At 61.4% G+C, this 21006-nt stretch carries 17 protein-coding genes; 9 read left to right on the top strand and 8 right to left on the bottom strand.

The window, feature by feature from the left end:
* The first annotated feature begins 121 nt into the window (after positions 1-121).
* Complete coding sequence (locus CUJ84_RS06365) at positions 122-1477, top strand: esterase-like activity of phytase family protein (protein WP_105005613.1); 1356 nt, start codon at positions 122-124, stop codon at positions 1475-1477.
* 90 nt (positions 1478-1567) lie between these two features.
* Here the strand turns inward: CUJ84_RS06365 and ppx are convergent, their stop codons facing one another.
* The 4 genes from ppx to CUJ84_RS06345 all read right to left on the bottom strand — a co-directional run bounded on the left by ppx (position 1568) and on the right by CUJ84_RS06345 (position 7202).
* Positions 1568-3088 carry an exopolyphosphatase gene (gene ppx, locus CUJ84_RS06360; RefSeq protein ID WP_105005612.1) on the bottom strand — a complete coding sequence of 507 codons (1521 nt, stop codon included), beginning with the start codon at positions 3086-3088 and terminating at the stop codon, positions 1568-1570.
* 12 nt (positions 3089-3100) lie between these two features.
* The gene (locus CUJ84_RS06355) at positions 3101-5305 is read right to left on the bottom strand and encodes an RNA degradosome polyphosphate kinase (RefSeq protein ID WP_105005611.1); all 2205 of its coding nucleotides are present in this window, start codon (positions 5303-5305) and stop codon (positions 3101-3103) included.
* A gap of 66 nt (positions 5306-5371) precedes the next feature.
* Positions 5372-6085 (bottom strand): DnaA regulatory inactivator HdaA, encoded by a 714-nt coding sequence (gene hdaA / locus CUJ84_RS06350; protein WP_018241492.1) that lies wholly within the window; start codon positions 6083-6085, stop codon positions 5372-5374.
* Positions 6078-7202 carry an AI-2E family transporter gene (locus CUJ84_RS06345; protein ID WP_105008104.1) on the bottom strand — a complete coding sequence of 375 codons (1125 nt, stop codon included), beginning with the start codon at positions 7200-7202 and terminating at the stop codon, positions 6078-6080. Before CUJ84_RS06345 ends, hdaA begins: the two co-directional genes overlap by 8 nt.
* Before the next feature lie 245 nt (positions 7203-7447).
* On the opposite strand from CUJ84_RS06345, the gene purM reads away from it, so the two are divergent.
* Complete coding sequence (gene purM, locus CUJ84_RS06340; protein WP_105005610.1) at positions 7448-8521, top strand: phosphoribosylformylglycinamidine cyclo-ligase; 1074 nt, start codon at positions 7448-7450, stop codon at positions 8519-8521.
* Complete coding sequence (gene purN / locus CUJ84_RS06335; protein WP_105005609.1) at positions 8518-9189, top strand: phosphoribosylglycinamide formyltransferase; 672 nt, start codon at positions 8518-8520, stop codon at positions 9187-9189. Before purM ends, purN begins: the two co-directional genes overlap by 4 nt.
* Positions 9190-9282: 93 nt before the next feature.
* On the opposite strand, the gene CUJ84_RS06330 is transcribed toward purN, so the two are convergent.
* Positions 9283-10452 (bottom strand): alpha-D-ribose 1-methylphosphonate 5-triphosphate diphosphatase, encoded by a 1170-nt coding sequence (locus CUJ84_RS06330; protein WP_105005608.1) that lies wholly within the window; start codon positions 10450-10452, stop codon positions 9283-9285.
* A gap of 236 nt (positions 10453-10688) precedes the next feature.
* Here CUJ84_RS06330 and CUJ84_RS06325 point away from each other — a divergent pair, with 236 nt between their 5' ends.
* Both CUJ84_RS06325 and CUJ84_RS06320 read left to right on the top strand, forming a co-directional pair.
* Positions 10689-11309 (top strand): PadR family transcriptional regulator, encoded by a 621-nt coding sequence (locus CUJ84_RS06325; protein WP_245457534.1) that lies wholly within the window; start codon positions 10689-10691, stop codon positions 11307-11309.
* A gap of 4 nt (positions 11310-11313) precedes the next feature.
* Positions 11314-12612 carry an FAD-dependent oxidoreductase gene (locus CUJ84_RS06320; RefSeq protein ID WP_105005607.1) on the top strand — a complete coding sequence of 433 codons (1299 nt, stop codon included), beginning with the start codon at positions 11314-11316 and terminating at the stop codon, positions 12610-12612.
* A gap of 66 nt (positions 12613-12678) precedes the next feature.
* On the opposite strand, the gene CUJ84_RS06315 is transcribed toward CUJ84_RS06320, so the two are convergent.
* The gene (locus CUJ84_RS06315; protein ID WP_105005606.1) at positions 12679-13269 is read right to left on the bottom strand and encodes an NUDIX domain-containing protein; all 591 of its coding nucleotides are present in this window, start codon (positions 13267-13269) and stop codon (positions 12679-12681) included.
* On the bottom strand, positions 13266-15470 hold the full coding sequence (locus tag CUJ84_RS06310; protein WP_105005605.1) for a molybdopterin oxidoreductase family protein: 2205 nt from the start codon (positions 15468-15470) through the stop codon (positions 13266-13268). Before CUJ84_RS06310 ends, CUJ84_RS06315 begins: the two co-directional genes overlap by 4 nt.
* 16 nt (positions 15471-15486) lie before the next feature.
* Between CUJ84_RS06310 and CUJ84_RS06305 the strand changes: the two genes are divergently transcribed.
* Together CUJ84_RS06305 and CUJ84_RS06300 are read left to right on the top strand one after the other, a co-directional pair.
* Complete coding sequence (locus CUJ84_RS06305) at positions 15487-16356, top strand: 23S rRNA (adenine(2030)-N(6))-methyltransferase RlmJ (RefSeq protein WP_105005604.1); 870 nt, start codon at positions 15487-15489, stop codon at positions 16354-16356.
* A gap of 163 nt (positions 16357-16519) precedes the next feature.
* Entirely contained in the window at positions 16520-17116 is a 597-nt protein-coding gene (locus CUJ84_RS06300; protein WP_105008102.1) for a glutathione S-transferase family protein, read from the top strand.
* 79 nt (positions 17117-17195) lie between these two features.
* Here CUJ84_RS06300 and CUJ84_RS06295 read toward each other — a convergent pair whose 3' ends face one another.
* Positions 17196-17831, bottom strand: a complete 636-nt coding sequence (locus CUJ84_RS06295) for an outer membrane protein (protein ID WP_018447444.1) — start codon at positions 17829-17831, stop codon at positions 17196-17198.
* Between the two features lie 365 nt (positions 17832-18196).
* On the opposite strand from CUJ84_RS06295, the gene CUJ84_RS06290 reads away from it, so the two are divergent.
* Together CUJ84_RS06290 and uvrC are read left to right on the top strand one after the other, a co-directional pair.
* Positions 18197-18964 carry an SDR family oxidoreductase gene (locus tag CUJ84_RS06290; protein WP_105005603.1) on the top strand — a complete coding sequence of 256 codons (768 nt, stop codon included), beginning with the start codon at positions 18197-18199 and terminating at the stop codon, positions 18962-18964.
* On the top strand, positions 18961-21003 hold the full coding sequence (gene uvrC, locus CUJ84_RS06285) for an excinuclease ABC subunit UvrC (protein WP_105005602.1): 2043 nt from the start codon (positions 18961-18963) through the stop codon (positions 21001-21003). Before CUJ84_RS06290 ends, uvrC begins: the two co-directional genes overlap by 4 nt.
* Positions 21004-21006 lie beyond the last annotated feature (3 nt).

The raw sequence follows: 21006 nt of genomic DNA, 5'->3' as shown, positions 1-21006 counted from the left end.
CGCATCTGAGGAGACGCGCGGCGCTGCAAGTACGTCACCAAAGCTTCACCCAACCGTCAATTCGCTGACACGGAAGCCCTGCTAAGCGGAAGGCCTTTGCAATCCGTTCCACGGGGATATTATGAAGAACGTCCTTTTTGCTTCCGTATCGCTTTTCATCCTGCTCGCGACCTCCGCTTCGGCCGACCAGCAGTTCCCGGCCAAGCTCGCCGGCCAGGCGATCCTGCCTGCCAACACCATGGTTCCGGCACCGGCCGATACCCCCGAATTCCTCAAGCATTCCGGCAAGTTTACGACGCCGGACCGCAAGCGCACCGAAGCGCTCGGCACCGTTCCCGGTAAGGACGGCGCCCGTGTCACCGATCTGAAGCTTCCCTTCGACGGCCAGCCGATCCAGGGTTTCTCGGGCATCAAGACGATGACCGACGGCACCTTCTGGACGCTCTCCGACAACGGCTTCGGCTCGAAGTCGAACTCGTCGGACTCCATGCTTTTCCTGCACCAGATGAAGTTCGACTGGGCCGGCAACAAGGCTGAAGTCGTCAAGAACCTCTTCCTCTCCGATCCCAACAAGATCGCCCCGTTCCCGATCGTGCTTGAAGGCACCGACACGCGTTATCTCACCGGTGCCGACTTTGACATCGAATCGATCCAGCCGGTTGCCGACGGCTTCTGGCTCGGCGACGAATTCGGTCCCTACATTCTGAAGTTCGACACATCTGGCCGCCTCACCGACGTCATCCCGACGACGCTCGACGGCAAGCCGGTGCTTTCGCCCGACAATCCGCTTCTCTCGGTTCCGGCCAACCCGACCGCGAAGATGCCGGTCTTCAATCTGAAGCGCTCCGGCGGCTTCGAAGGCCTCGCCATGTCGAAGGACGGCGCCAAGCTCTACGGCCTGCTCGAAGGCGCCATCTACAAGGATGACGGCACGATGGAAACCATCGATGGCCACACCGCCATCCGGGTCATCGAATTCGACGTCGCCTCCAAGAAGTGGACCGGCCGCAGCTGGCTCTATCCGTTCGAAGACAAGGGTGTGTCGATCGGCGACTTCAACATGCTCGACGACACGACTGCTCTGGTTATCGAACGCGACAGCGGCGCCGGCACCAAGGACAAGGCCTGCGCCGACCCGAAGCAGCCGAAGCCGGATTGCTTCGAGGCCCCGGCCGAGCTGAAGCGCGTCTACAAGATCGAGTTCAACGATGCCAATGTCGGCAAGGCCGTCCGCAAGATCGGTTATATCGACCTCCTGAACATCCAGGACCCCGACAACAAGAAGAAGGCCGGCAGCAAGGACGGCGTCTACGACATGCCGTTCGTGACGATCGAAAACGTCGACCGCGTCGACGCCACGCACATCATCGTCGGCAACGACAACAACCTGCCCTTCTCGGCCGGCCGCGCCGTCGACAAGGCTGACAACAACGAGTTCAGCCTTCTCGAAGTCGGCGAGTTCCTGGACGCGAAGTAATTCGGAATTCTGATGTGAAATGCAGAGGGTGGCGCAAAGGCGCCGCCCTTTTGCTTTTTGGCTGCTTAGGTTGCGTGCCGTGGCACAGGCCTATTCGAACCGAAATGCCAACCGCTTGTTTGTCAGCCTCGACAGCTGCTGCAGGCGGCCGTCCAGGCGTTCGCCGGCAAAATCGCGATATTCGGGCGGCACGACGAATTCGAGGTCGAGGTCCGGGCTCGAGGATTTGCGGAAGGTCAGGTTCTTGACGATGCCGGGCATCGAGGCCGAGAAGAGGTAGACGACGCGCAGCATGCCGCCGAGCAGCTTGGCACGCTCGATGAGCTGGGGCGTGGCAATCTGCGCCAGCGGACCGGTGGCGCCGTCGTCATGCAGGCCTTCGAAACGGTAATAGTTGGAAAGCGCGATAAAGGCGCGGCCGGGATGACTGATGCCGACGAAGGAGGAGTGGGCGATGACGTTCAGCGCCTGCAGGCCGCGATAGTCAGGATGGGCGCGCCAGCTGATATCGGCAAGCAGACAGGCGGCCTGGCGGTAGCGACTTTCCTCTTCGGTTTCCTGGATGCCGAAGAGGGGCATCATGCGGCCGGTCCATTCCGCCAGCTCGCGGGCATGCTCTGGCGAACGGGCACGCAGGATCGCCAGTTCTCCGGCGGCGGCAAGCAGCGGATCGGCGCGACGCTCGGCCTCCGACAGCAGCGAATAGAGATATCCCTCGCGCACACCCTGCGCCGAAAAGGAAATCAGCGACGGCTTCATCGCACTCAGCACTTCCTTCATGGCGACGGCGCCGAATGGCAGCAGCGAACGGCGGTGCTTGGAAACGGCCTGCAGTGCCGGCTCCCTGGAGTCGCGCGCGGTCACCACCTGGTCGAGGAACTGCATCATTCCTTCGAACGACACCTCATAGCCCTGCATCATGTGCAGCGGATAGTGGGTGATTTCCATGTGCAGCTTGGCAATGTTTCGCCACGTGCCGCCGACAGCGTAGAAGGTACGCCCCTCGCCTTTCGACAGCAGCTTTGCCGTCTTCAACTGCTTGCGGGCAAAGGTCTGGGCCTTGGAGAGCGACCCGCCGGCATATTCCGACAGGCGCAGGCCGCCGAGCGGCAACGTGATGCCCTTGCCGAACTCCTTACCCTTGATATCGATCAGCTCCAGCGAGCCGCCGCCGAGGTCGCCGGCAATGCCGTCAGGATTGTAGAAACCGCTGATGATGCCGAGCGAGGCGAATTTCGCCTCCTCCTCACCCGAGAGCACGCGGACCTTGCGGTTAAGGATGGTTTCCGCCTGATGGATGAAATCAGGACCGTTGCTCGCCTCGCGCGCAGCCGCCGTCGCCAGCACATACATGGTGGCGGCGCGGGCCTGGTCGGACAAAGCCTTGAATCGGTGCAGCGCCGCCAGAGCCCGGCTGACGCTCTCTTCGTCCATTTTGCCGGTAAGAGCGACGCCCTTACCGAGGCCGCAGAGGACCTTTTCGTTGAACAGGACGGTTGGCGAACGGGACATGCCTTCGTAGACGACAAGACGAATCGAATTCGATCCAATATCGACGACGGAGACCGGGGCGATCCCCGGAAGGCGCCCCTGGGCTTCAGATTCAACCATTTAGGTCCAGTATTACTTGTTGTTGCGGCCTTCGAGCAGGCCGGCGATCAGCTTCGGCGCACTGGACTTCAGAGCTTCACCACGGCCTGACAGGCTCGGATTGGTCATGAAATACTGCTGCGCATTGAACGGTTCTTCGCCCCTGCGCACTTCCATGCGTCGCGACGTACCGTCGGGCAATATCTCGTAGCTTTGTTGATTGTCAATCACGTTGCCGAGCATAATCTGTGACAAGACCTGCTCGTGAACGGTCGGATTCGTCAGCGGAACCATGGTTTCGACGCGGCGATCGAGGTTTCTCGGCATCATGTCGGCCGAGCCGATGTAAACCAGCGCCTTGTCGGACGGCAGGCCGTGGCCGTTGCCGAAGCAGAAGATGCGGCTGTGCTCGAGGAAGCGGCCGACGATCGACTTGACGCGGATCTTTTCCGAAAGGCCGGGCACCTGCGGACGCAGGCAGCAGATGCCGCGCACGACGAGATCGATCTCGACGCCGGCATGGCTGGCGCGATAGAGCGCGTCGATGATGTCGGGGTCGACAAGCGAATTCATCTTCATCCAGATCGCGGCCGGGGCGCCGTTCCTGGCATGCTGAATCTCTTCCTCGATGTGACGCAGGATGCGCGGGCGCATCGTATAGGGCGAGATCGCGAGCTGCATGCCCTGTTCCGGCTCGCCATAGCCGGTGATGAAATTGAAGATGTTCGCCATGTCGTGGGCGATGACCGGATTGCAGGTGAAATAGGACAGGTCTGTATAGATCTTCGCCGTGATCGGGTGGTAGTTGCCCGTTCCGAGGTGGCAATAGGTTCGAAGCTTGCCTTCCTCGCGCCGAACGACCATCGACATCTTGGCGTGGGTCTTGAGCTCGATGAAGCCGAAGACGACCTGCACGCCGGCGCGCTCGAGATCGCGCGCCCAGCGGATGTTCGCCTCTTCGTCGAAGCGGGCCTTAAGCTCGACCAGCGCCGTCACCGACTTGCCGGCTTCGGCAGCGTCGATCAGCGCGCGAACGATCGGGCTGTCGTTGGAGGTGCGGTAAAGCGTCTGCTTTATCGCCAGGACGTCAGGATCGCGCGCAGCCTGGAGAAGAAACTGGACCACCACGTCGAAAGATTCGTAGGGGTGATGGACGACCATGTCCTTTTCGCGGATGGCGGCGAAGCAGTCGCCGGCATGTTCGCGGACACGCTCGGGAAATCGCGCATTGTAAGGGGCAAACCTGAGATCTTCGCGCGGCGCCTTGGTAATCTCGGACAGGGTGTTCAACGCCAGAAGGCCCGGCAGAACGGCGACGCGATTGTCAGGGATATTGAGCGCCTGAACGACGAACTGACGCAGCGAGGCAGGCATTTCCGAGTCGGTCTCGATGCGGATGACCTTACCGCGGCGGCGGCGCTTCAGCGCCGTTTCGAAGAAGCGGACGAGATCCTCGGCCTCTTCCTCGACTTCGATATCGCTGTCGCGGATGACGCGGAAGGTACCGGAGCCCTGCACCTCGTAACCCGGGTAGAGCCGGTGGATGAAGATGTTGGCGACATCTTCCAGCGTGATGTAGCGGATCGTGTTTCCATCATCCGGCAGGCGGACGAAGCGGTCGAGTGCCACCGGCAGGCGCAGCAGCGCCGTCATCGGCTCGCGGCCATTCTTGCTGACGAGCTGCAGACCGATCGAGAAGCCGAGATTCGGAATGAAGGGGAACGGATGGGCAGGATCGATCGACAACGGCGTCAGCACCGGGAAGATCGCCTGTTCGAATTCGGCGGCCAACCACTGGCGGTCGGCATCGCTCAAGGCGCCGGGGCGCACGATCAGGATGTCTTCCTTGGCGAGATATTGTTGCAGGACGGCGAGCGAGGCCTGCTGCTCCATCTGCAGATGATCGATCTCCTGCAGGATCGAATCGAGCTGCTCAGCCGGCGTCTTGCCGTCGGGACTGCGGATGGCGATGTTCTGGCGTACCTGGCCCTCGAGGCCGGCGACACGCACCATGAAGAATTCATCGAGGTTGGCGGCCGAGATCGACAGGAAGCGAACGCGCTCGAGCAGCGGATGCTCGGTATTCAAAGTTTCTTCCAGCACACGGCGGTTGAACTGCAGCCAGGAGAATTCTCGGTTGATGAAGCGCTCGGGGCTCTTGAGCAGCTCTTCCAGCGGGGGGTTGTTGTCGGCGATTTCCGGAGTGAGTTCCTGATGTTCTGCGACTGCACTATCCATGGTCCGCTTACCCCGTTTTCAATCGCCAAAGGCAATTATATCAGTTTGACGACGGAACTGTGACAGTCAATCGGCCGGTTCCGAATTTCCCAATTCATTCAATACTTCAGCAGCGAGAGACCGGGTGATTTTCGTGCCCCGCGACAGGGCCAGCCGGTCAAGCCTTTCTACGATCGTCTGGGCCGCGTTCAGCGACCGCTCCATCCGGTTCACGATATAGAGCACGAGTTTGTCATCTATATAAAGCTGCCGGTCGGCGAAGAGCTTGACGATCACCTGCGACAACAGCGCCTCATCGGGTTCGCCGATCTCCACGACGGTTGCCGCTTTCAGGCGCGAGCGCAGATCGGGCAGCAAAACCGGCCACGACATCGGCCAGAGGCGGCTGGTGATCAACAGGCTGGTGCCGTTTTCGCGCACGCTGTTGATGACATGGAAGAGCGCGTTGTCGTCGAAGCCGAGGCGGTCGGCATCCTCGAACAGCACCGGGCCGGCGGCGGCGGCAACCGCAGCGTCCGAGCCAAGCTCGGGATGGATGTCGACGGCGCCGCTCAATTCCCGCCAGATGCGGGCGAGATGCGATTTTCCCGAGCCGACGGGGCCGGCAAGCACGACGACCGGTGATGGCCATGCCGGCCAGGCATCGACGATCGAAACGGCGGCGGCAAGACGCTCCGAGATCAGGAGGTCGTCGCGCCCGCTTGCGGCATCGTGCGAAAAGACCAGCGGCAGCTGCTCTCCGGCCTTGCGCTTCGGATCAGCGTTTTTCACGTCATTCATTGGGAACTGATTTCGTCTTCCGGGCGCGGCCACTGAGCGACCCGCCAAAATAAAGATCGCTCTGAAGGTAGCGTGAAAGCGCGAAACGAACAAGGACGCCGACGGCGGCGGCGGCCGGCACCGCGACCAGAAGCCCGACGAAACCGAAGAGCGCGCCGAAGGCAAACAGCGCAAACATCAGCCAGACCGGATGCAGGCCGACACTGGAGCCGACGAGCTTCGGCTGCAGAATGTTGCCTTCCATGAACTGACCGCTGAAGAAGACGGCGAGCACCAGGCCGATCCAGGGATAATCGGGCCAGAATTGCACAAGCGCTACGCCGATGGCGAGCACGAGGCCGACCATCGAGCCGACATAGGGAATGAAGCTGATCATGCCGGCGAACAGGCCGATCAGCAGGCCGAAATTCAGCCCGACAAGAGAAAGGCCGACGGCATAGTAGATGCCGAGGATGAGGCAGAGCGAGCCCTGGCCGCGGATGAAACCGGCGATCGCCTGGTCGATCTCCTTGGCGATCTGGCGGACATCGCCGACATAGTCGCGCGGGATCCACTGGTCGACCTTGGCAACCATACGGTCCCAATCGAGCAGGATATAGAAGGCGACGACGGGGGTGACCACGAGCAGCGATATGACGTCGACGATCGCCTTGCCGGAATTCCAGATCTGCGCGAAGAGCCCGGTGAGGAAGCCCATGCCCTCCGACAGGATGCCGGACAGATTGTCCTTGATCGTGCCCATCTGGTTCTCGACCCAGTCCGGCAGCAGCGAATTCTGCGCCTGCGTGATGAACTGCTGTAATTGGCTGATATAACCCGGCAGACGCTGAGCGAAATCGTTGAACTGGCTGATGAGCACCGGAATGAGGATCATCAGCGCCAGCGTGAAGACGATGACGAAGGCGACGAGAATGCCGATGGTCGCCATCATGCGGCTCAGACCCAGGCGTTCCAGCCGGTCAGCCACCGGATCAAGGAAATAGGCAATCGCCATGCCGGCGATGAAGGGCAGCAGGATCGAGCTGAAGACATAAAGGAAGACGATGAAGAAGACGAGCACTACCAGCCAGAAGAAAATCTGACGCTTGAGACTGTTGCCGCTGACATGCTGTGGCATCGCTTCCCCGCTGATCACTCGCCGCCGCCAAACGCCGCATCCGAACCGGAGCGGCCATTCAGCACATAGGATGCAGGCGCAAAGATGGTCAACCCTGTCGCGCCAAATCCCCGAAAGGCTGGAGGAAGACGCGGGAAATTGGGGGCTTTTGCCATGCAACGCTTGCATAAAAGCCCCTGTCATGCAATTGCGACCGGCAGATGACGCGGCACGTTTGCCGCCTGAAATAGCCATCGGAGACCAGCATGAGCCAGTCTGGGAAAAACGGCCTGACATATAGCGATGCGGGCGTCGATATCGATGCCGGAAACCTCCTCGTCGAGAAGATCAAGCCGGCGGTGCGCTCGACGCGCCGTCCCGGCGCCGATGGCGAGATCGGCGGCTTCGGCGGGCTCTTCGACCTCAAGGCCGCAGGCTTTACCGATCCGGTTCTCGTCGCCGCCAATGATGGCGTCGGCACCAAGCTGAAGATCGCGATCGATGCCGACTATCACGACACCGTCGGCATCGACCTGGTCGCCATGTGCGTCAACGATCTCGTGGTGCAGGGCGCCGAGCCGCTGTTCTTCCTCGATTATTTCGCGACCGGCAAGCTCGACCCCGACCAGGGTGCGGCCATCGTCGGCGGCATTGCCGCCGGCTGCCGCGAGGCCGGCTGCGCGCTGATCGGCGGCGAGACGGCCGAGATGCCGGGCATGTATTCCTCCGGCGATTACGACCTCGCCGGCTTTGCCGTCGGTGCTGCCGAACGCGGCAAGCTCCTGCCATCAGGCGATATTGCCGAGGGTGATGTGATCCTCGGCCTTGCCTCCTCCGGCGTCCATTCCAACGGCTTTTCGCTGGTGCGCAAGATCGTGGAACTGTCCGGCCTCGACTGGAGCGCAGCCGCACCGTTTGCCGAAGGCCGGCTGCTCGGCGAAGCCCTGCTCGAGCCGACCCGCATCTATGTGAAGCCGCTTTTGAAGGCGATCCGCGAGACCGGCGCCATCAAGGCGCTGGCGCACATTACCGGCGGCGGTTTCCCGGAAAATATTCCGCGCGTCCTGCCGAAGCATCTGGCGGCCGAGATCGATCTTGCCGCCGTCAAGGTGCCGCCGGTGTTTTCATGGCTCGCCAAGACGGGCGGCGTCGAATCCAGGGAAATGCTGCGCACCTTCAACTGCGGTGTCGGCATGATCGCCGTCGTCGCCGGTGAGAACGTCGCGGCGGTTTCCGCGGCGCTCGAAGCCGAGGGCGAGACAGTTATCACGCTCGGCCGCATGATCGCCCGCGACGAAGGCGCTGCTGGCACGGTCTATAAGGGTACGCTTGCCATATGAGCTCGCCGCGCAAACGCGCCGTCGTCTTCATATCAGGCAGCGGCTCCAACATGATGGCGCTGGTTGCGGCGGCGAAGGCAGCCGACTACCCGGCCGAGATCGTCGGGGTGATCTCCGACAAGGCGGATGCCGGCGGGCTGGCCAAGGCGGCCGCCGAGGGTATTTCCACCTTCGCTTTTCCCCGCAAGGACTACGCCAGCAAGGATGCGCATGAGGCGGCGATCTTTTCGGCGCTCGACGAGCTAAAACCCGATATTCTCTGCCTGGCAGGCTACATGCGGCTGCTGACGGCAACTTTCATCCAGCGTTACCAAGGCCGGATGCTCAACATCCACCCTTCCCTGCTGCCGCTATTTCCGGGCCTGCATACCCATCAGCGGGCAATCGACGCCGGCATGCGGATCGCCGGCTGCACGGTGCATTTCGTCACCGAAGGCATGGATGAGGGGCCGGTGATCGGCCAGGCAGCCGTACCGGTTCTTTCCGGCGACACGGCCGAGAGCCTTGCCGCGCGCGTGCTCACCATCGAACACCAGATCTATCCGCAAGCCTTGCGGCTCTTCGCCGAAGGTCGTGTGACGATGGAAGGCGGCAAAGCCGTCGGCGCGGAGGCCGCGACCGCCGCACCCAAGGCTCAGCTGATTTCGCTGATCGGCGACCGCGCCTAAAGCGCATCGGATGGAAGCATGCGGCGCGCTTTAGGTCTTTGATTTATGCGTGTCGTTATCCCAAAACCGCTGCGCACTTTTGGGCGAGGTGCATTAAGCTGCCAAAGCCCTTAACGGATGCAGGGTGCCGTCGCTGTAGACGAAGCGGCCGGCGCGGAACGTGGCGCGGATGCGGTTGATATCGCCCGGCTCGACCACGACAAGATCTGCACGCTGGCCGATAGCGATCTCGCCACGATCCGACAGGCCGGCCGAACGGGCCGCATTGCCGGTCGCCATGGCAACGGCTGCCGGCAGGCCGCCTTCCACCATGTCGGCAAGCTTGAAAATGCCAGGCACGAAGGCAGCGGGATGATAATCGGCGGCGATGACGCTCAGCAGGCCGGCCCTTGCGGCATCCAGCGCGCTGAGATTGCCCGACATCGACTGGCCGCGCAGCGCGTTCGGCGCGCCCATCAGCGTCCAGAGACCGCGGCGGCGCGCCTCCTCGGCCGCAGGCGCGGTGACCGGAAACTCGCTGATGGTGACGCCAAGATCGTGCATCTCGGCGACTTTTTCGACGCTGTCATCGTCATGCGAGGCAAGCGACAGCTTGTGCTTCAGCGACAGCGCGACGATCTCCTTCAGCTTGGCCTCGATGTCAGGATTGTTGCGTATGGCGATGCGCTTGGCGACGATCTCCGCCGCCATGTCCTCGGAGATGGCGCGGCGCTCGGAGATGCTGAGGATGTAGCTCTGCAGGTTGTTGTACTGGCCTTGGCCCGGCGTGTGGTCGGTCAGGGAGACCATGTCGATCTGGTCGGCATTCAGCAGGCGCTCGAGCGCGGGAGCTGCGCCGACATTGGTAATTTCGTAGCGGGCGTGGACGCGGTGGTCGATCAGCAGATCATCACGCAGGCGGTTGATGCCCTCGATCACCGCTGATGTCGTCTCCAGCGAGCGGACGTGGCCATAGACGCTCTCGGTCGCAAAGGAGACGGCGGCAAACGCCGTCGTGACACCGGCGGCGGCAAGCTTCTTGTCGAGTTCATGGATGCCGAAATCGATCGGCATCGTCGCGTTCGGCCGTGGGGCGATCTCGCGCTCGATCATGTCGCCGTGCAGGTCGACGAATCCGGGCATCAGCAGCCGCCCGCCGCCATCGATGGCAGCACCGGCGACCGGCTCCGGCCTGATCTCGGCGATGGCGCCACCCTCAACACGCACGGAACCTTCACTCACCACCTCGTTTGGGAGAACGAGGGTGAAATTGCTGAGCCACATAGGCTTTCTCCTGACCGCATCCGATGATTGACAAACCGCAGCGGATAGAACCGCTTCGTGACAGTCGTATGAAATTTCGAGCGTTGTCACCTTAAAGCGGAAACTTGCGCCTTGGAAATGGTTGGATGCGCTCGCCCCTCGGATTCACGGCCACAGATCCAGCCGGCGCCTGTCCAGGAGCCAACGCCCCGGTCACCGTATTGACTAGTTATGATATAACTAGTAATATTATGACTATGAAACTGATCAAACGCTCTCCAATCGCGCTCGCCGTCCTTGCAATGCTCATGGAAGAACCGCTGCATCCGTACCGAATGCAGCGACTCATCAAGGAGCGCGGCAAGGACGAGGTGATCAATGTCACGCAGAGGGCGAGCCTTTATCAAACAATCCAGCGGCTCGAACGCGAGGGTTTGATCACCCCGCAGAAAACAGTCCGGGATGACAAGCGTCCCGAGCGGACAGTGTACGAGATAACCGAGAAGGGCCGCGAGATCGCGCTGGAATGGATGCGGGCGATATTGTCGACCTTAACGCGGGAATATCCGGAATTCCCCGCAGCCATGTCATTTCTTCCTCTGCTTGCGCCGAGCGATGTGGCGAGCCAGCTTGAGCTCAGAGCAAAAGCCATCGAGTCAGAACTTCGCCGGATCGACGAAGTCCTGCAGGAAGCGCAGACCGTTCCAAGGCTCTTCCTTCTCGAGATGGAATATCTCCGAGTGCTTCACGCAACCGAATTGTCCTGGGTCAACAGCATTGTCGGGGACCTCCGCGCCCAGCGCATTACCTGGACAGAGGAGTGGCTGAGGCAGATCGCCGCCAAGTTCTCCATCGACTCCAAACTCGACCAGGATTAGCACCATGAAGGTTTTGATTATCGGCGCCGGGACTGGCGGTCTAGCACTCGCACATCTGCTTAAGCAGGCTGGGGTTTGCATAGAGGTATATGAGCGCGACCTTGCGCCGAACACCGACAGCGGTGGTTATCGCGTCGGCATCAGCCCGGCTGGAAGCCGAGCGCTGAAAGCCTGTATCCCCGGCGAACTCTACGATCTCTATGTCGCCACCTGCGCCAGGTCGCCGCGCTATTTCAACATGCTCACTGAACAGTTGGGCGAAGTGCTGAGCTTCGATATCGATGATGCAGGCCCGAACGCTCTCGACGATGAAAGGAATGTTATTCGAAAGACGCTGAGGCGGGTTCTGCTCAGGGGACTTGAAGATGACGTCTTCTTCGGGAAGGCGCTTCAAGGTTACTCAAATAACGCCGACGGGTCGGTCACCGCCAGCTTTCAGGATGGAAGCCTCGCGACGGGAGATGTGCTGGTCGGCGCTGACGGCACGAACTCCGCGATACGCAGGCAACGCTTGCCGGAAGCACGTCTGGAAGACACGGGAATCGTATCGCTCGGGGGCAAAATTCCTATGACGGTCGAGACGAAAGCTCTGCTGTCGGACAAAATGTTCAAAGGCATGTCGCTGATTATGGCACCAATGGGCTTCGGCGCAATCATTCACTCGCTCGAGTTCGTCGACAGCCGAAGTGACCCTGGTGTCGCTGCTCGTTGGCCGGATTTCGTCGAGGCACTCGACGAGGACAGCATCGGCTGGGGCATATGGGGCGCTCGGCAGAATTGCCCGCGGGATCCGGCCGGCCTGAGCGGCGAACAATTGAGAGAGCTGGGCCTGGAGCTCGCTCGGGACTGGCATCCGCATTTGCGTACTCTCATCCGCATGACGGAGCCGTCGACGATCCGCGATATCAAGGTGAGGACCTCGGCCCCGCTGACGCCTTGGGCGAGTTCGAATGTCACTCTGCTCGGTGACGCCGTCCATACGATGACACCCGGACGAGGCGCGGGCGCCAATACAGCGCTTCGCGATGCCGCTCTGCTTGGACGCATGTTGGTCGAAGCGGACCAGGGACAAAAGCCGCTCGTCGAAGCCATACATGCCTACGAAGTCGAGATGCTTCGCTACAGTACCGAAGCAGTCCAAGAATCGAAAAAGCAGATGGATGCCGGCGATCTGGCCCATCGGCCGATTGTCGGCAGACTTCAGCTCGCTGTCATGCGCGGCGTGATGCGCATCATCAACGCGATGCCTGCACTCAAGCGGCGCGCCTTTCGGCAGATGATGCGAGTTCGCGGGGAAAACTAAGACGGCCGCCGATCATCTCGATCCGCCCGAGGCAACTTGACCAACCAGGCCCCATCGCCTTGCCCGCTATCGAAGTCTGCCCCTGTTCAACAGCGCCCACTGTAGAAGCACGATGGTCTTGGCGTCGAAGATCTCGCCGGTTTCGATCATTGCCGCAGCCTCGTCGAGCGGGATTTCGAGGACCTCGATATCCTCGTGTTCCTCGTCCAGGCCGCCGCCTTCGGCCACGCGGTCGGCGGTGTCGATGAGGGCTGCGAAGAAGTGGACGACTTCGGTGATGGCACCCGGTGAGGGATAGGATTTGAACAGGAAGCGCGCATCGCGCAGGCGATAGCCGGTCTCCTCCATCGCCTCGCGACGGATCGCCGCTTCGGGATGATCGCCGTCGAGAAGGCCGGCCGGCACCTCGATCATCCAGGCGGGATCGCCGTTGAGATGGACGGCAAGGCGGAACTGGCGGACGAGAACGACGAGGTCGCGCCTGGGATCATAAAGCAGGATGCAGGCGGCGGGCGTGCGGTGATAGATCTCCCGCTTCAGCCGTTGGGTAGCGCCCTTGCGGTCGATATAGTCGAGCAGGTAGCTGCTCAGCCGCGTCCAGCCACTCGACAGTGTTTCTTCGCTGACGATCTTCGCCCGTGATTTCGGCTGCATCATGCTGCATCCTTGCGAAGCCAGACCTTGTTGTCGTGCACGGCCGCCCCACCATAGGGCGCGACAGGGTCGGCGCCAGTCAAGACGTTGATGCCCTCGCCGTCGACATGCGCCTTGTTTGGCCAAAGCCCCTCGGCGATCAGCACGCCGGATTTGACTTCGGTGGTGACGCGGGCGTGGAGGCGCAGATCGCCGCGGCTGTTGCCGATGCGGACGAGATCGCCATGGGCGATGCCGTTGGCTTCGGCGTCGGCCGGATTGACCATCACTTCAGGGCGGCCCTCCTTCTGGCGAGAGGTCTTGGTCTCGGAGAAGCTCGAATTCAGGAAGTTACGCGCCGGCGACGTGGCGAGACGGAAGGGATGCTCGATATCGGCGACTTCGATGACATCGACCTGATCGGGGAAGGCCGGAAGCACGGCATGCGGCCCGAGCGCGCCGATGGAAGCCGGCGGCTTGTTGGGCGCCGGCTGATTGATCCAGTCCGGGCGGAAATGGAACTTGCCATCGGGATGGGCAAAGCCATTCAGATAATGCGCCTCCTCAAAAACGGGCTGGCGATCGAACCATTTGTGTTCGAGGAAATGGTCGTAATCCGGCAGGCCACTCGATTCGAGGATGCGGTCGACCATTTCGCGGGCGGTGAAGCCGAAGCCGGGGCGATCGGCGACACCGAGGCGTTTTGCCAGTTCCTCGATGACGAAGAGATTGGTGCGTACCGTTGGCGGCGGCTCGACCAGCTTCGGCCCCAGCAGGATATGGTTTTGTCCGCCGGCCCGATAGATGTCGTCATGCTCGACGAACATCGTCGCGGGAACGACGATATCGGCGATATCAGCCGTTTCCGTCATGAACTGCTCATGCACGGCGACGAAGAGGTCGTCACGGGCAAAGCCGCGCCTGACGAGGCGCTGTTCGGGGGCGATGTTTGCGGGATTGGTGTTCTGGATCAGCATTGCCGTCACCGGCCCGCGATGGCGCAGCGCCACGGCATCGCCGGTCAGGACGCGGCCGATCTGCGACTGATCGAGCATGCGGATATCGGCATCCTTCATCGACCGGCCGGTCAGTTCGGCGCTGTTCATGCGGAAGATATCGCTGTTCGAATGGAAGGCGCCGCCGCCTTCATATTGCCAGGAACCGAGAACGGTGGCGATCGAGGCGGCCGCATGCATGGCGACCGCGCCGTTGCGCTGGCGGGTGAAGCCGTAGCCCAGGCGGAAGAAGGTTTTCTTCGTCGTGCCGACGAGGCTGGCAAAGCCTTCGATCTCTTCGACCGAAAGGCCGGTGATGGCAGCGGCCCATTGCGGCGTCTTGGTTTTCAGATGCGCCTCGAGACCCTGGGGATCATCGGCATATCTAGCCATATAGTCACGATCGGCGTAACCGTCGCGGAAGGCGATGTGCATGACGGCGCAGGCGAGTGCGGCGTCGGTTCCGGGCCTGACGATCAACGCCATGTCGGCCTGCTTCATCGTCGGATTGTCGTAGATGTCGATGACGACGATCTTCGCGCCGCGCTCCTTGCGCGACTTGATGGCGTGGGTCATCACGTTGACCTGCGTCGAGACCGCGTTGGTGCCCCAGATGACGACGCAATCGGTGCGGCCCATCTCGCGCGGATCGGGACCGCGCAGCGTGCCGGTCGCCATGGTGAAGCCGGTCCAGGCGGGGTTGGTGCAGATCGAGGAGAAGAAGCCGGAGTAACGCTTGGCATGACGCAGGCGATCGATCGAATCGCGCTGCACCCAGCCCATGGTGCCGGCGTAGAAATAGGGCCAGATCGCCTCGCTGCCGTCCCTTGCCTCGGCCTTCACAAAGGCTTCGGCGATCTCGTCCAGCGCATCGTCCCAGGAAATCTGCTGCCACTGCCCTGCCCCCTTGGCGCCAGCGCGGCGTAGAGGATGCATGAGGCGGTCGGGATGGTAGAGCCGCTCGGCGTAACGGGCGACCTTGGCGCAAATGACGCCTGACGTGTAGGAATGGTCGTTGGCGCCGCGCACACGGCCGATGCGGCCATCCTCTGATATATCGACCTCCAGCGCGCAGGTGGAGGGACAGTCATGCGGACAGGCGGTGTGGCCCACCCTGTTGTCCGGCTTCGATGATTTGGCGTGGATGGGGGTCGCAATGTTCATGGCATTTGTATATTCCAAGGCTTGCACGGCCAAAAGCCACAAAAATTCCCCATGACGCGAATTCATACGGACATCAGCAAAAATGAACTACCGCCACATCTATCACGCGGGCAACTTTGCCGATGTGCTGAAACATGCCGTGCTGACGCGGCTGATCCGCTACATGCAGAAGAAGGATGGCGGCTTCCGCGTGCTCGACACGCATGCCGGCATTGGGCTCTACGACCTCTCCTCCGAAGAAGCGCAGAAAACCGGCGAATGGGTCGATGGCATCGGCAAGCTGATGGAGGCAGACCTCGGCCCTCAGGTTTCCGAACTGCTGGAGCCCTACCTCTCGGCAATCCGCGAACTCAATCCGCAGGGCGGCATCCGCTTCTATCCCGGATCGCCGAAACTTGCGCGCATGCTGTTCCGGCCGCAGGACCGGCTGTCGGCGATGGAACTGCATCCCGAGGACTACGTCAGGCTGCACCGGCTGTTCGAGGGCGATCACCATGCCCGCATCACCGAGCTTGACGGCTGGCTGGCGCTCGGCGCGCATCTGCCGCCGAAGGAGAAGCGCGGCATCGTGCTCGTCGATCCGCCCTTCGAGGAAGAGGACGAATATCAGCGCTTGGCCGAGGGGCTGGAAAAGGCCTATCGGCGCTTTCCCGGCGGCACCTATTGCCTGTGGTATCCGCTGAAAAAGGGCGCGCCGATCAAGGAATTCCACGAGACACTGCAGGCGCTCGATATCCCGAAAATGCTCTGCGCCGAACTCGTGGTTCGCAGCGACCGCGGCATTACCGGACTGACCGGCTCAGGCCTCGTCATCGTCAACCCACCCTTCACGCTGAAGGACGAGTTGCACCAATTGCTGCCCGCATTGAAGGACCATCTGGCGCAAGACCGTTTCGCCTCGCACCGCGCCTTCTGGCTGCGCGGCGAGAACAAGGCGGTCAAGGACGATTGACCCGTTCTACAGCGCCGCGCGTCTTTTCAGACGCGCAAAGGACGCTGTAGCACTTTGAATTTGCGCATAATCCTTTCCGAAAACCGATTCCGATTTTCGGGGTTATGCGCTAGCTTGCGGAATAGTCCGCGCCGCAGCTCCACAATCTCATCAGGTGTCCCTCATGAAGCTCCTTTGTTCGCCCGCCTCGCCCTATTCCAACAAGGTGCGGATGGCCGCGCATTTTCTGGAGCTGGAGTTGAACGCCATTCGGGTCGACACCAATACCGCACCGGCGATCCTGGTGGACAACAATCCGCTCGGCAAGATCCCGACGCTCCTGACCGATGACGAGGTCTCGATATACGACAGCGTGGCGATCATGCATTATTTCGACCGGCTGACGAAGGGTGGGCTCTACCCTTCCAAGAAGGGCAAGCGCACGGATGCGGAAATCCTCGAGGCGCTCTGCGACGGCATCTGCGATTGCCTGCTGGCGATCGTCTATGAGCGGCGCTTCCGCGACGAGGAAAAGGTTCACCAGCCGTGGATCGACCGGCAATGGAAGAAGGCGACGAGCGGGCTCGCGCATCTCAGCGCCAATCCGCCGAAGCTCGGCAAGAAGCTCAGTGGCGGACATTTCGCACTGGCGGCGACGCTCGATTATCTCGAGCTGCGCTTCAAGGACCAGTGGGAAGCCGAGCATGCGCCGCTCACCGACTGGCTGCGGCAGTTCGACAAGAAATTCCCTGCCCATAGCGAGCTCAAGTCCCAGGGGTGAGCGTCTGGTAACAACGAGCGGGCAACAAAAAAGCCGGGCGTCGTGCCCGGCTTTTTCATGCTTGGACGGAATGTCCGGCTTAGAACTTGACGCCGATACCGAGCTTGACGCTGTTCTCGTCGTAACCGCGCGAGAAGCTGCCGGAGTCGAGGTCGTAATCCTTGCTCTGGTAGTCGGTGTAGCGATATTCCAGGCGCGTCGTGATGTTGTTGGTCACGAAGGCTTCGACGCCGGCGCCGACCGTATAGCCATAGTTCGTCTTGCTTTCGTCCGAGGTGCCGTCGGAAACCTTGACGTCGCCGATGGCAAGACCGGCCGTGCCGTAGAGCAGGAAGGGGTTCATGTCGTAGCCGACGCGGCCACGGACGGAGCCGTTCCAGCCATACTTGTTCTTGACGCCGCCTGAGGAGACGTCGTCGCCGCTGTAGCCGAGATCGGATTCAACGCCGTAAACGATCTGGCCCTGCTGCCAGTTGTAGCCGGTGAAGACCTGGCCGCCGAAACCGTAGGTGTGGCGGTCGGAACCGAAGTCACCCATGTTGTAGGTGCCGGCACCGCCGAGGTAAAAGCCTTCCCAGTTACCTGCCGGCTTGACTGGAGCGTCCTGGGCGACCGGTGCTTCCGGAACCTGGTCGACGGCATCGGCCGCCTGAGCTGCCGAGACGCCCGCAATTGCAAAAACGGAGGCCATGAGGCCAGCAATGAGTACACGCATACTTAGTCTCCTTTCAGTCCCGCGCCGCTTGTCATCTGTCTATCAGTGAAGCATTGGCGGGATATTGCCAGATGTCCCTTCCGGATCGAGACTGAAATTGGAACTCAAATGCGGATTTGAAAGAGCCAAATTGTGATATCATTGTGGCTGCCGCATGGCTGAAATTCGATGTTGCTTTGGCGCAACATACACTTCATTAACCCTATTGAAGCGTTAAACTGAAAATACTTATTTTAAGAAATCGAATTCTTAAATAATACATAGAATATCCCGCTCTCGGACGCAACCACAACGGCCTATTTATATAATCTCCGTCGGCCCCTATATAGTCTGCAGACAGACTCGCGGGATCAGAAGGCAAGATTTTGAACCACAAAAGACTTCGCTCGGCCCTTATAACAGGGGCTGCTAAAAGAATAGGCCGGGCAATCGCCGAAGACCTTGCTGCAAATGGCTTTTCCGTTGCGATCCACGCGAACGGCTCCATCGGTGAGGGCGAAGAGCTGGTGGCGGAATTGCGGCGAAAGGGATATCGGGCAACCGCCCTGCAGGCCGACCTTACCGATATCGACGAAACGGGCGAGCTCATTACAAGGGCGTCGGAAGCGCTCGGGCCGCTCGATCTGCTCGTCAACAATGCGTCGGTCTTCCAGCACGATTCAGCGCGTAGTTTCAATGCCGCCACCTGGGCACTGCACTTCGACCTGCATGTACGTGCGCCGTCTATCCTTGCGGCGGCCTTCGCGCAGCAGATGCCCGCTGAGGCAGCGGGGCTGATCGTCAATATCATCGACCAGCGGGTTTGGGCGCTGAGGCCCAGCTTCTATTCCTATACCCTCTCCAAATCCGCGCTGTGGACGGCGACGCAGACGCTTGCCCAGGCATTGGCGCCACGCATCCGCGTCAATGCCATCGGCCCCGGCCCGTCGATGCCGAGCGAGCGGCAGGCGATGGAGGACTTCCAAGCGCAGGTCTCAGCCCTTATCTTACAGCGAGGGCCGGCGCTGCAGGAATTCGGACAAACGATTCGCTTCCTTTACGACACGCCCTCGATCACCGGCCAGATGATTGCCCTCGACGGCGGCCAGCACCTCGCCTGGCAGACGCCCGATGTGGCGGAGATTACGGAATGAACGGACGAAAGCTGCCGGATGGCGGCGTTCTCTACGACGAGACGGATGAGAGCGAAGACGATATCGAAGTGGAAGGCGACGTTTCCGCCGCCGCCCCGCTTGCGGCGACGGTCGACTGGAACGCGGGCAGCCTTAATGAAACCGGGCTCATCGGCGCGGAACTGATCGGCGAATTCGTCAAGCGGCTCCCCAACAGTCCCGGCGTCTACCGCATGTTCAATGCCGAGGGCGATGTGCTCTATGTCGGCAAGGCGCGCAGCCTGAAGAAGCGCGTCAACAATTACGCCGTCGGCCGCGTCCATTCCAATCGCATCGCCCAGATGGTGCGCCAGACAGCCAACATGGAATTCGTGACGACGCGCACGGAAACCGAAGCGCTGCTTCTGGAAGCGAATCTGATCAAGCGCTTGCGGCCACGCTTTAACGTGCTTTTGCGCGATGACAAGTCCTTTCCCTATATCCTTATCACCGGCAACCACCGGGCGCCGGCGATCTTCAAGCATCGCGGCGCGAGAGCGCGAAAGGGCGACTATTTCGGACCCTTCGCTTCGGCCGGCGCGGTCGGGCGGACGATCAATTCGCTGCAGCGTGCCTTCCTGATCCGCACCTGCACCGACAGCGTCTTCGAAACGCGCACGCGACCCTGCCTGCTCTACCAGATCAAGCGCTGTTCGGGGCCGTGCACCCATGAGGTCAGCGACGAGGGTTACGGCGAACTGGTGCAGGAGGCGAAGGACTTCCTGTCCGGCAAAAGCCAGAAGGTGAAGTCGCATATGGCCGAGGCCATGAACCAGGCGGCCGAGGACCTCGACTTCGAGCGGGCGGCAATCTATCGCGATCGCCTGGCCGCACTTTCGCACGTGCAGAGCCACCAGGGCATCAATCCGGCCGGCGTCGAGGAGGCTGACGTTTTCGCCATCCATCACGAGGGCGGCATCTCCTGCATCCAGGTGTTCTTCTTCCGCACCGGCCAGAACTGGGGTAACCGCGCCTATTTCCCGAAGGCCGATCCGCAGCTTTCCGGCGCCGAAGTGCTGAACTCCTTCCTGGCGCAGTTCTACGACGACAAGCCGGTGCCGAAGCAGATCATGCTGTCGCAGACGGTCGAGGAGCTGGAGCTGCTCGCCGCAGCACTCAGCGAAAAGGCCGGCCACAAGGTTTCCATCCTCGTGCCGCAGCGCGGCGAGAAGCGCGATCTGGTCGACCATGTCGTCGGCAATGCGCGTGAGGCACATGGACGAAAGCTTGCCGAGACGGCGTCGCAGTCGCGGCTGCTCGAAGGTTTCAAGGAGACGTTCGGGCTTGCCTATGCACCGCAGCGGATCGAGATCTACGACAACTCGCATATCATGGGCACCAATGCCGTCGGCGGCATGGTGGTCGCGGGGCCGGAAGGTTTCGTCAAGAACCAGTACCGCAAGTTCAACATCAAATCGACCGACATCACGCCCGGCGACGACTTCGGCATGATGAAGGAGGTGATGACGCGGCGTTTCTCGCGGCTGATCAAGGAGGAAGGCATTCCTGACCGGACGGCGCAGACGGCCACGCCCGATGCAGCCGACATGCCCTTCCCCACCTGGCCCGATGTGATCCTCATCGACGGCGGCCAGGGTCAGATGACAGCGGTGCGCGCCATCCTTACCGAACTCGGTATCACCGACAGCGTGACGGCGATCGGCATCGCCAAGGGCGTCGACCGCGATGCCGGGCGCGAACGCTTTTTCCCGCCGGGACGCGAGAGCTTCACCCTGCCGCCGCGCGATCCGGTGCTCTATTTCATCCAGCGCATGCGCGACGAGGCGCACCGTTTCGCGATCGGCTCGCACCGGGCACGGCGCAAGAAGGAAATGATCAAGAACCCGCTCGACGAGATCGGCGGCATCGGCCCGTCACGCAAACGTGCGCTGCTCCAGCATTTCGGCACGGCAAAGGCCGTTTCGCGCGCAGCCCTGTCCGATCTGATGGCGGTGGAAGGCATATCGGAAGCCGTCGCCAAACAGGTCTATAACCATTTTCACGACGACGCCGCGAAATAACCG

Source organism: Rhizobium leguminosarum (assembly GCF_002953715.1).
Lineage (GTDB): Bacteria > Pseudomonadota > Alphaproteobacteria > Rhizobiales > Rhizobiaceae > Rhizobium > Rhizobium leguminosarum_V.
This window is presented reverse-complemented; position numbering and strand designations above follow the sequence as displayed.

Bases quoted from the DNA above. Each gene is read 5' to 3' on its own strand.
- CUJ84_RS06365 (WP_105005613.1), top strand. From the start codon at position 122: ATGAAGAACGTCCTTTTTGCTTCCGTATCGCTTTTCATCCTGCTCGCG.
- ppx (WP_105005612.1), bottom strand. From the start codon at position 3,088: ATGGTTGAATCTGAAGCCCAGGGGCGCCTTCCGGGGATCGCCCCGGTC.
- CUJ84_RS06355 (WP_105005611.1), bottom strand. From the start codon at position 5,305: ATGGATAGTGCAGTCGCAGAACATCAGGAACTCACTCCGGAAATCGCC.
- hdaA (WP_018241492.1), bottom strand. From the start codon at position 6,085: ATGAATGACGTGAAAAACGCTGATCCGAAGCGCAAGGCCGGAGAGCAG.
- CUJ84_RS06345 (WP_105008104.1), bottom strand. From the start codon at position 7,202: ATGCCACAGCATGTCAGCGGCAACAGTCTCAAGCGTCAGATTTTCTTC.
- purM (WP_105005610.1), top strand. From the start codon at position 7,448: ATGAGCCAGTCTGGGAAAAACGGCCTGACATATAGCGATGCGGGCGTC.
- purN (WP_105005609.1), top strand. From the start codon at position 8,518: ATGAGCTCGCCGCGCAAACGCGCCGTCGTCTTCATATCAGGCAGCGGC.
- CUJ84_RS06330 (WP_105005608.1), bottom strand. From the start codon at position 10,452: ATGTGGCTCAGCAATTTCACCCTCGTTCTCCCAAACGAGGTGGTGAGT.
- CUJ84_RS06325 (WP_245457534.1), top strand. From the start codon at position 10,689: ATGAAACTGATCAAACGCTCTCCAATCGCGCTCGCCGTCCTTGCAATG.
- CUJ84_RS06320 (WP_105005607.1), top strand. From the start codon at position 11,314: ATGAAGGTTTTGATTATCGGCGCCGGGACTGGCGGTCTAGCACTCGCA.
- CUJ84_RS06315 (WP_105005606.1), bottom strand. From the start codon at position 13,269: ATGATGCAGCCGAAATCACGGGCGAAGATCGTCAGCGAAGAAACACTG.
- CUJ84_RS06310 (WP_105005605.1), bottom strand. From the start codon at position 15,470: ATGAATTCGCGTCATGGGGAATTTTTGTGGCTTTTGGCCGTGCAAGCC.
- CUJ84_RS06305 (WP_105005604.1), top strand. From the start codon at position 15,487: ATGAACTACCGCCACATCTATCACGCGGGCAACTTTGCCGATGTGCTG.
- CUJ84_RS06300 (WP_105008102.1), top strand. From the start codon at position 16,520: ATGAAGCTCCTTTGTTCGCCCGCCTCGCCCTATTCCAACAAGGTGCGG.
- CUJ84_RS06295 (WP_018447444.1), bottom strand. From the start codon at position 17,831: ATGCGTGTACTCATTGCTGGCCTCATGGCCTCCGTTTTTGCAATTGCG.
- uvrC (WP_105005602.1), top strand. From the start codon at position 18,961: ATGAACGGACGAAAGCTGCCGGATGGCGGCGTTCTCTACGACGAGACG.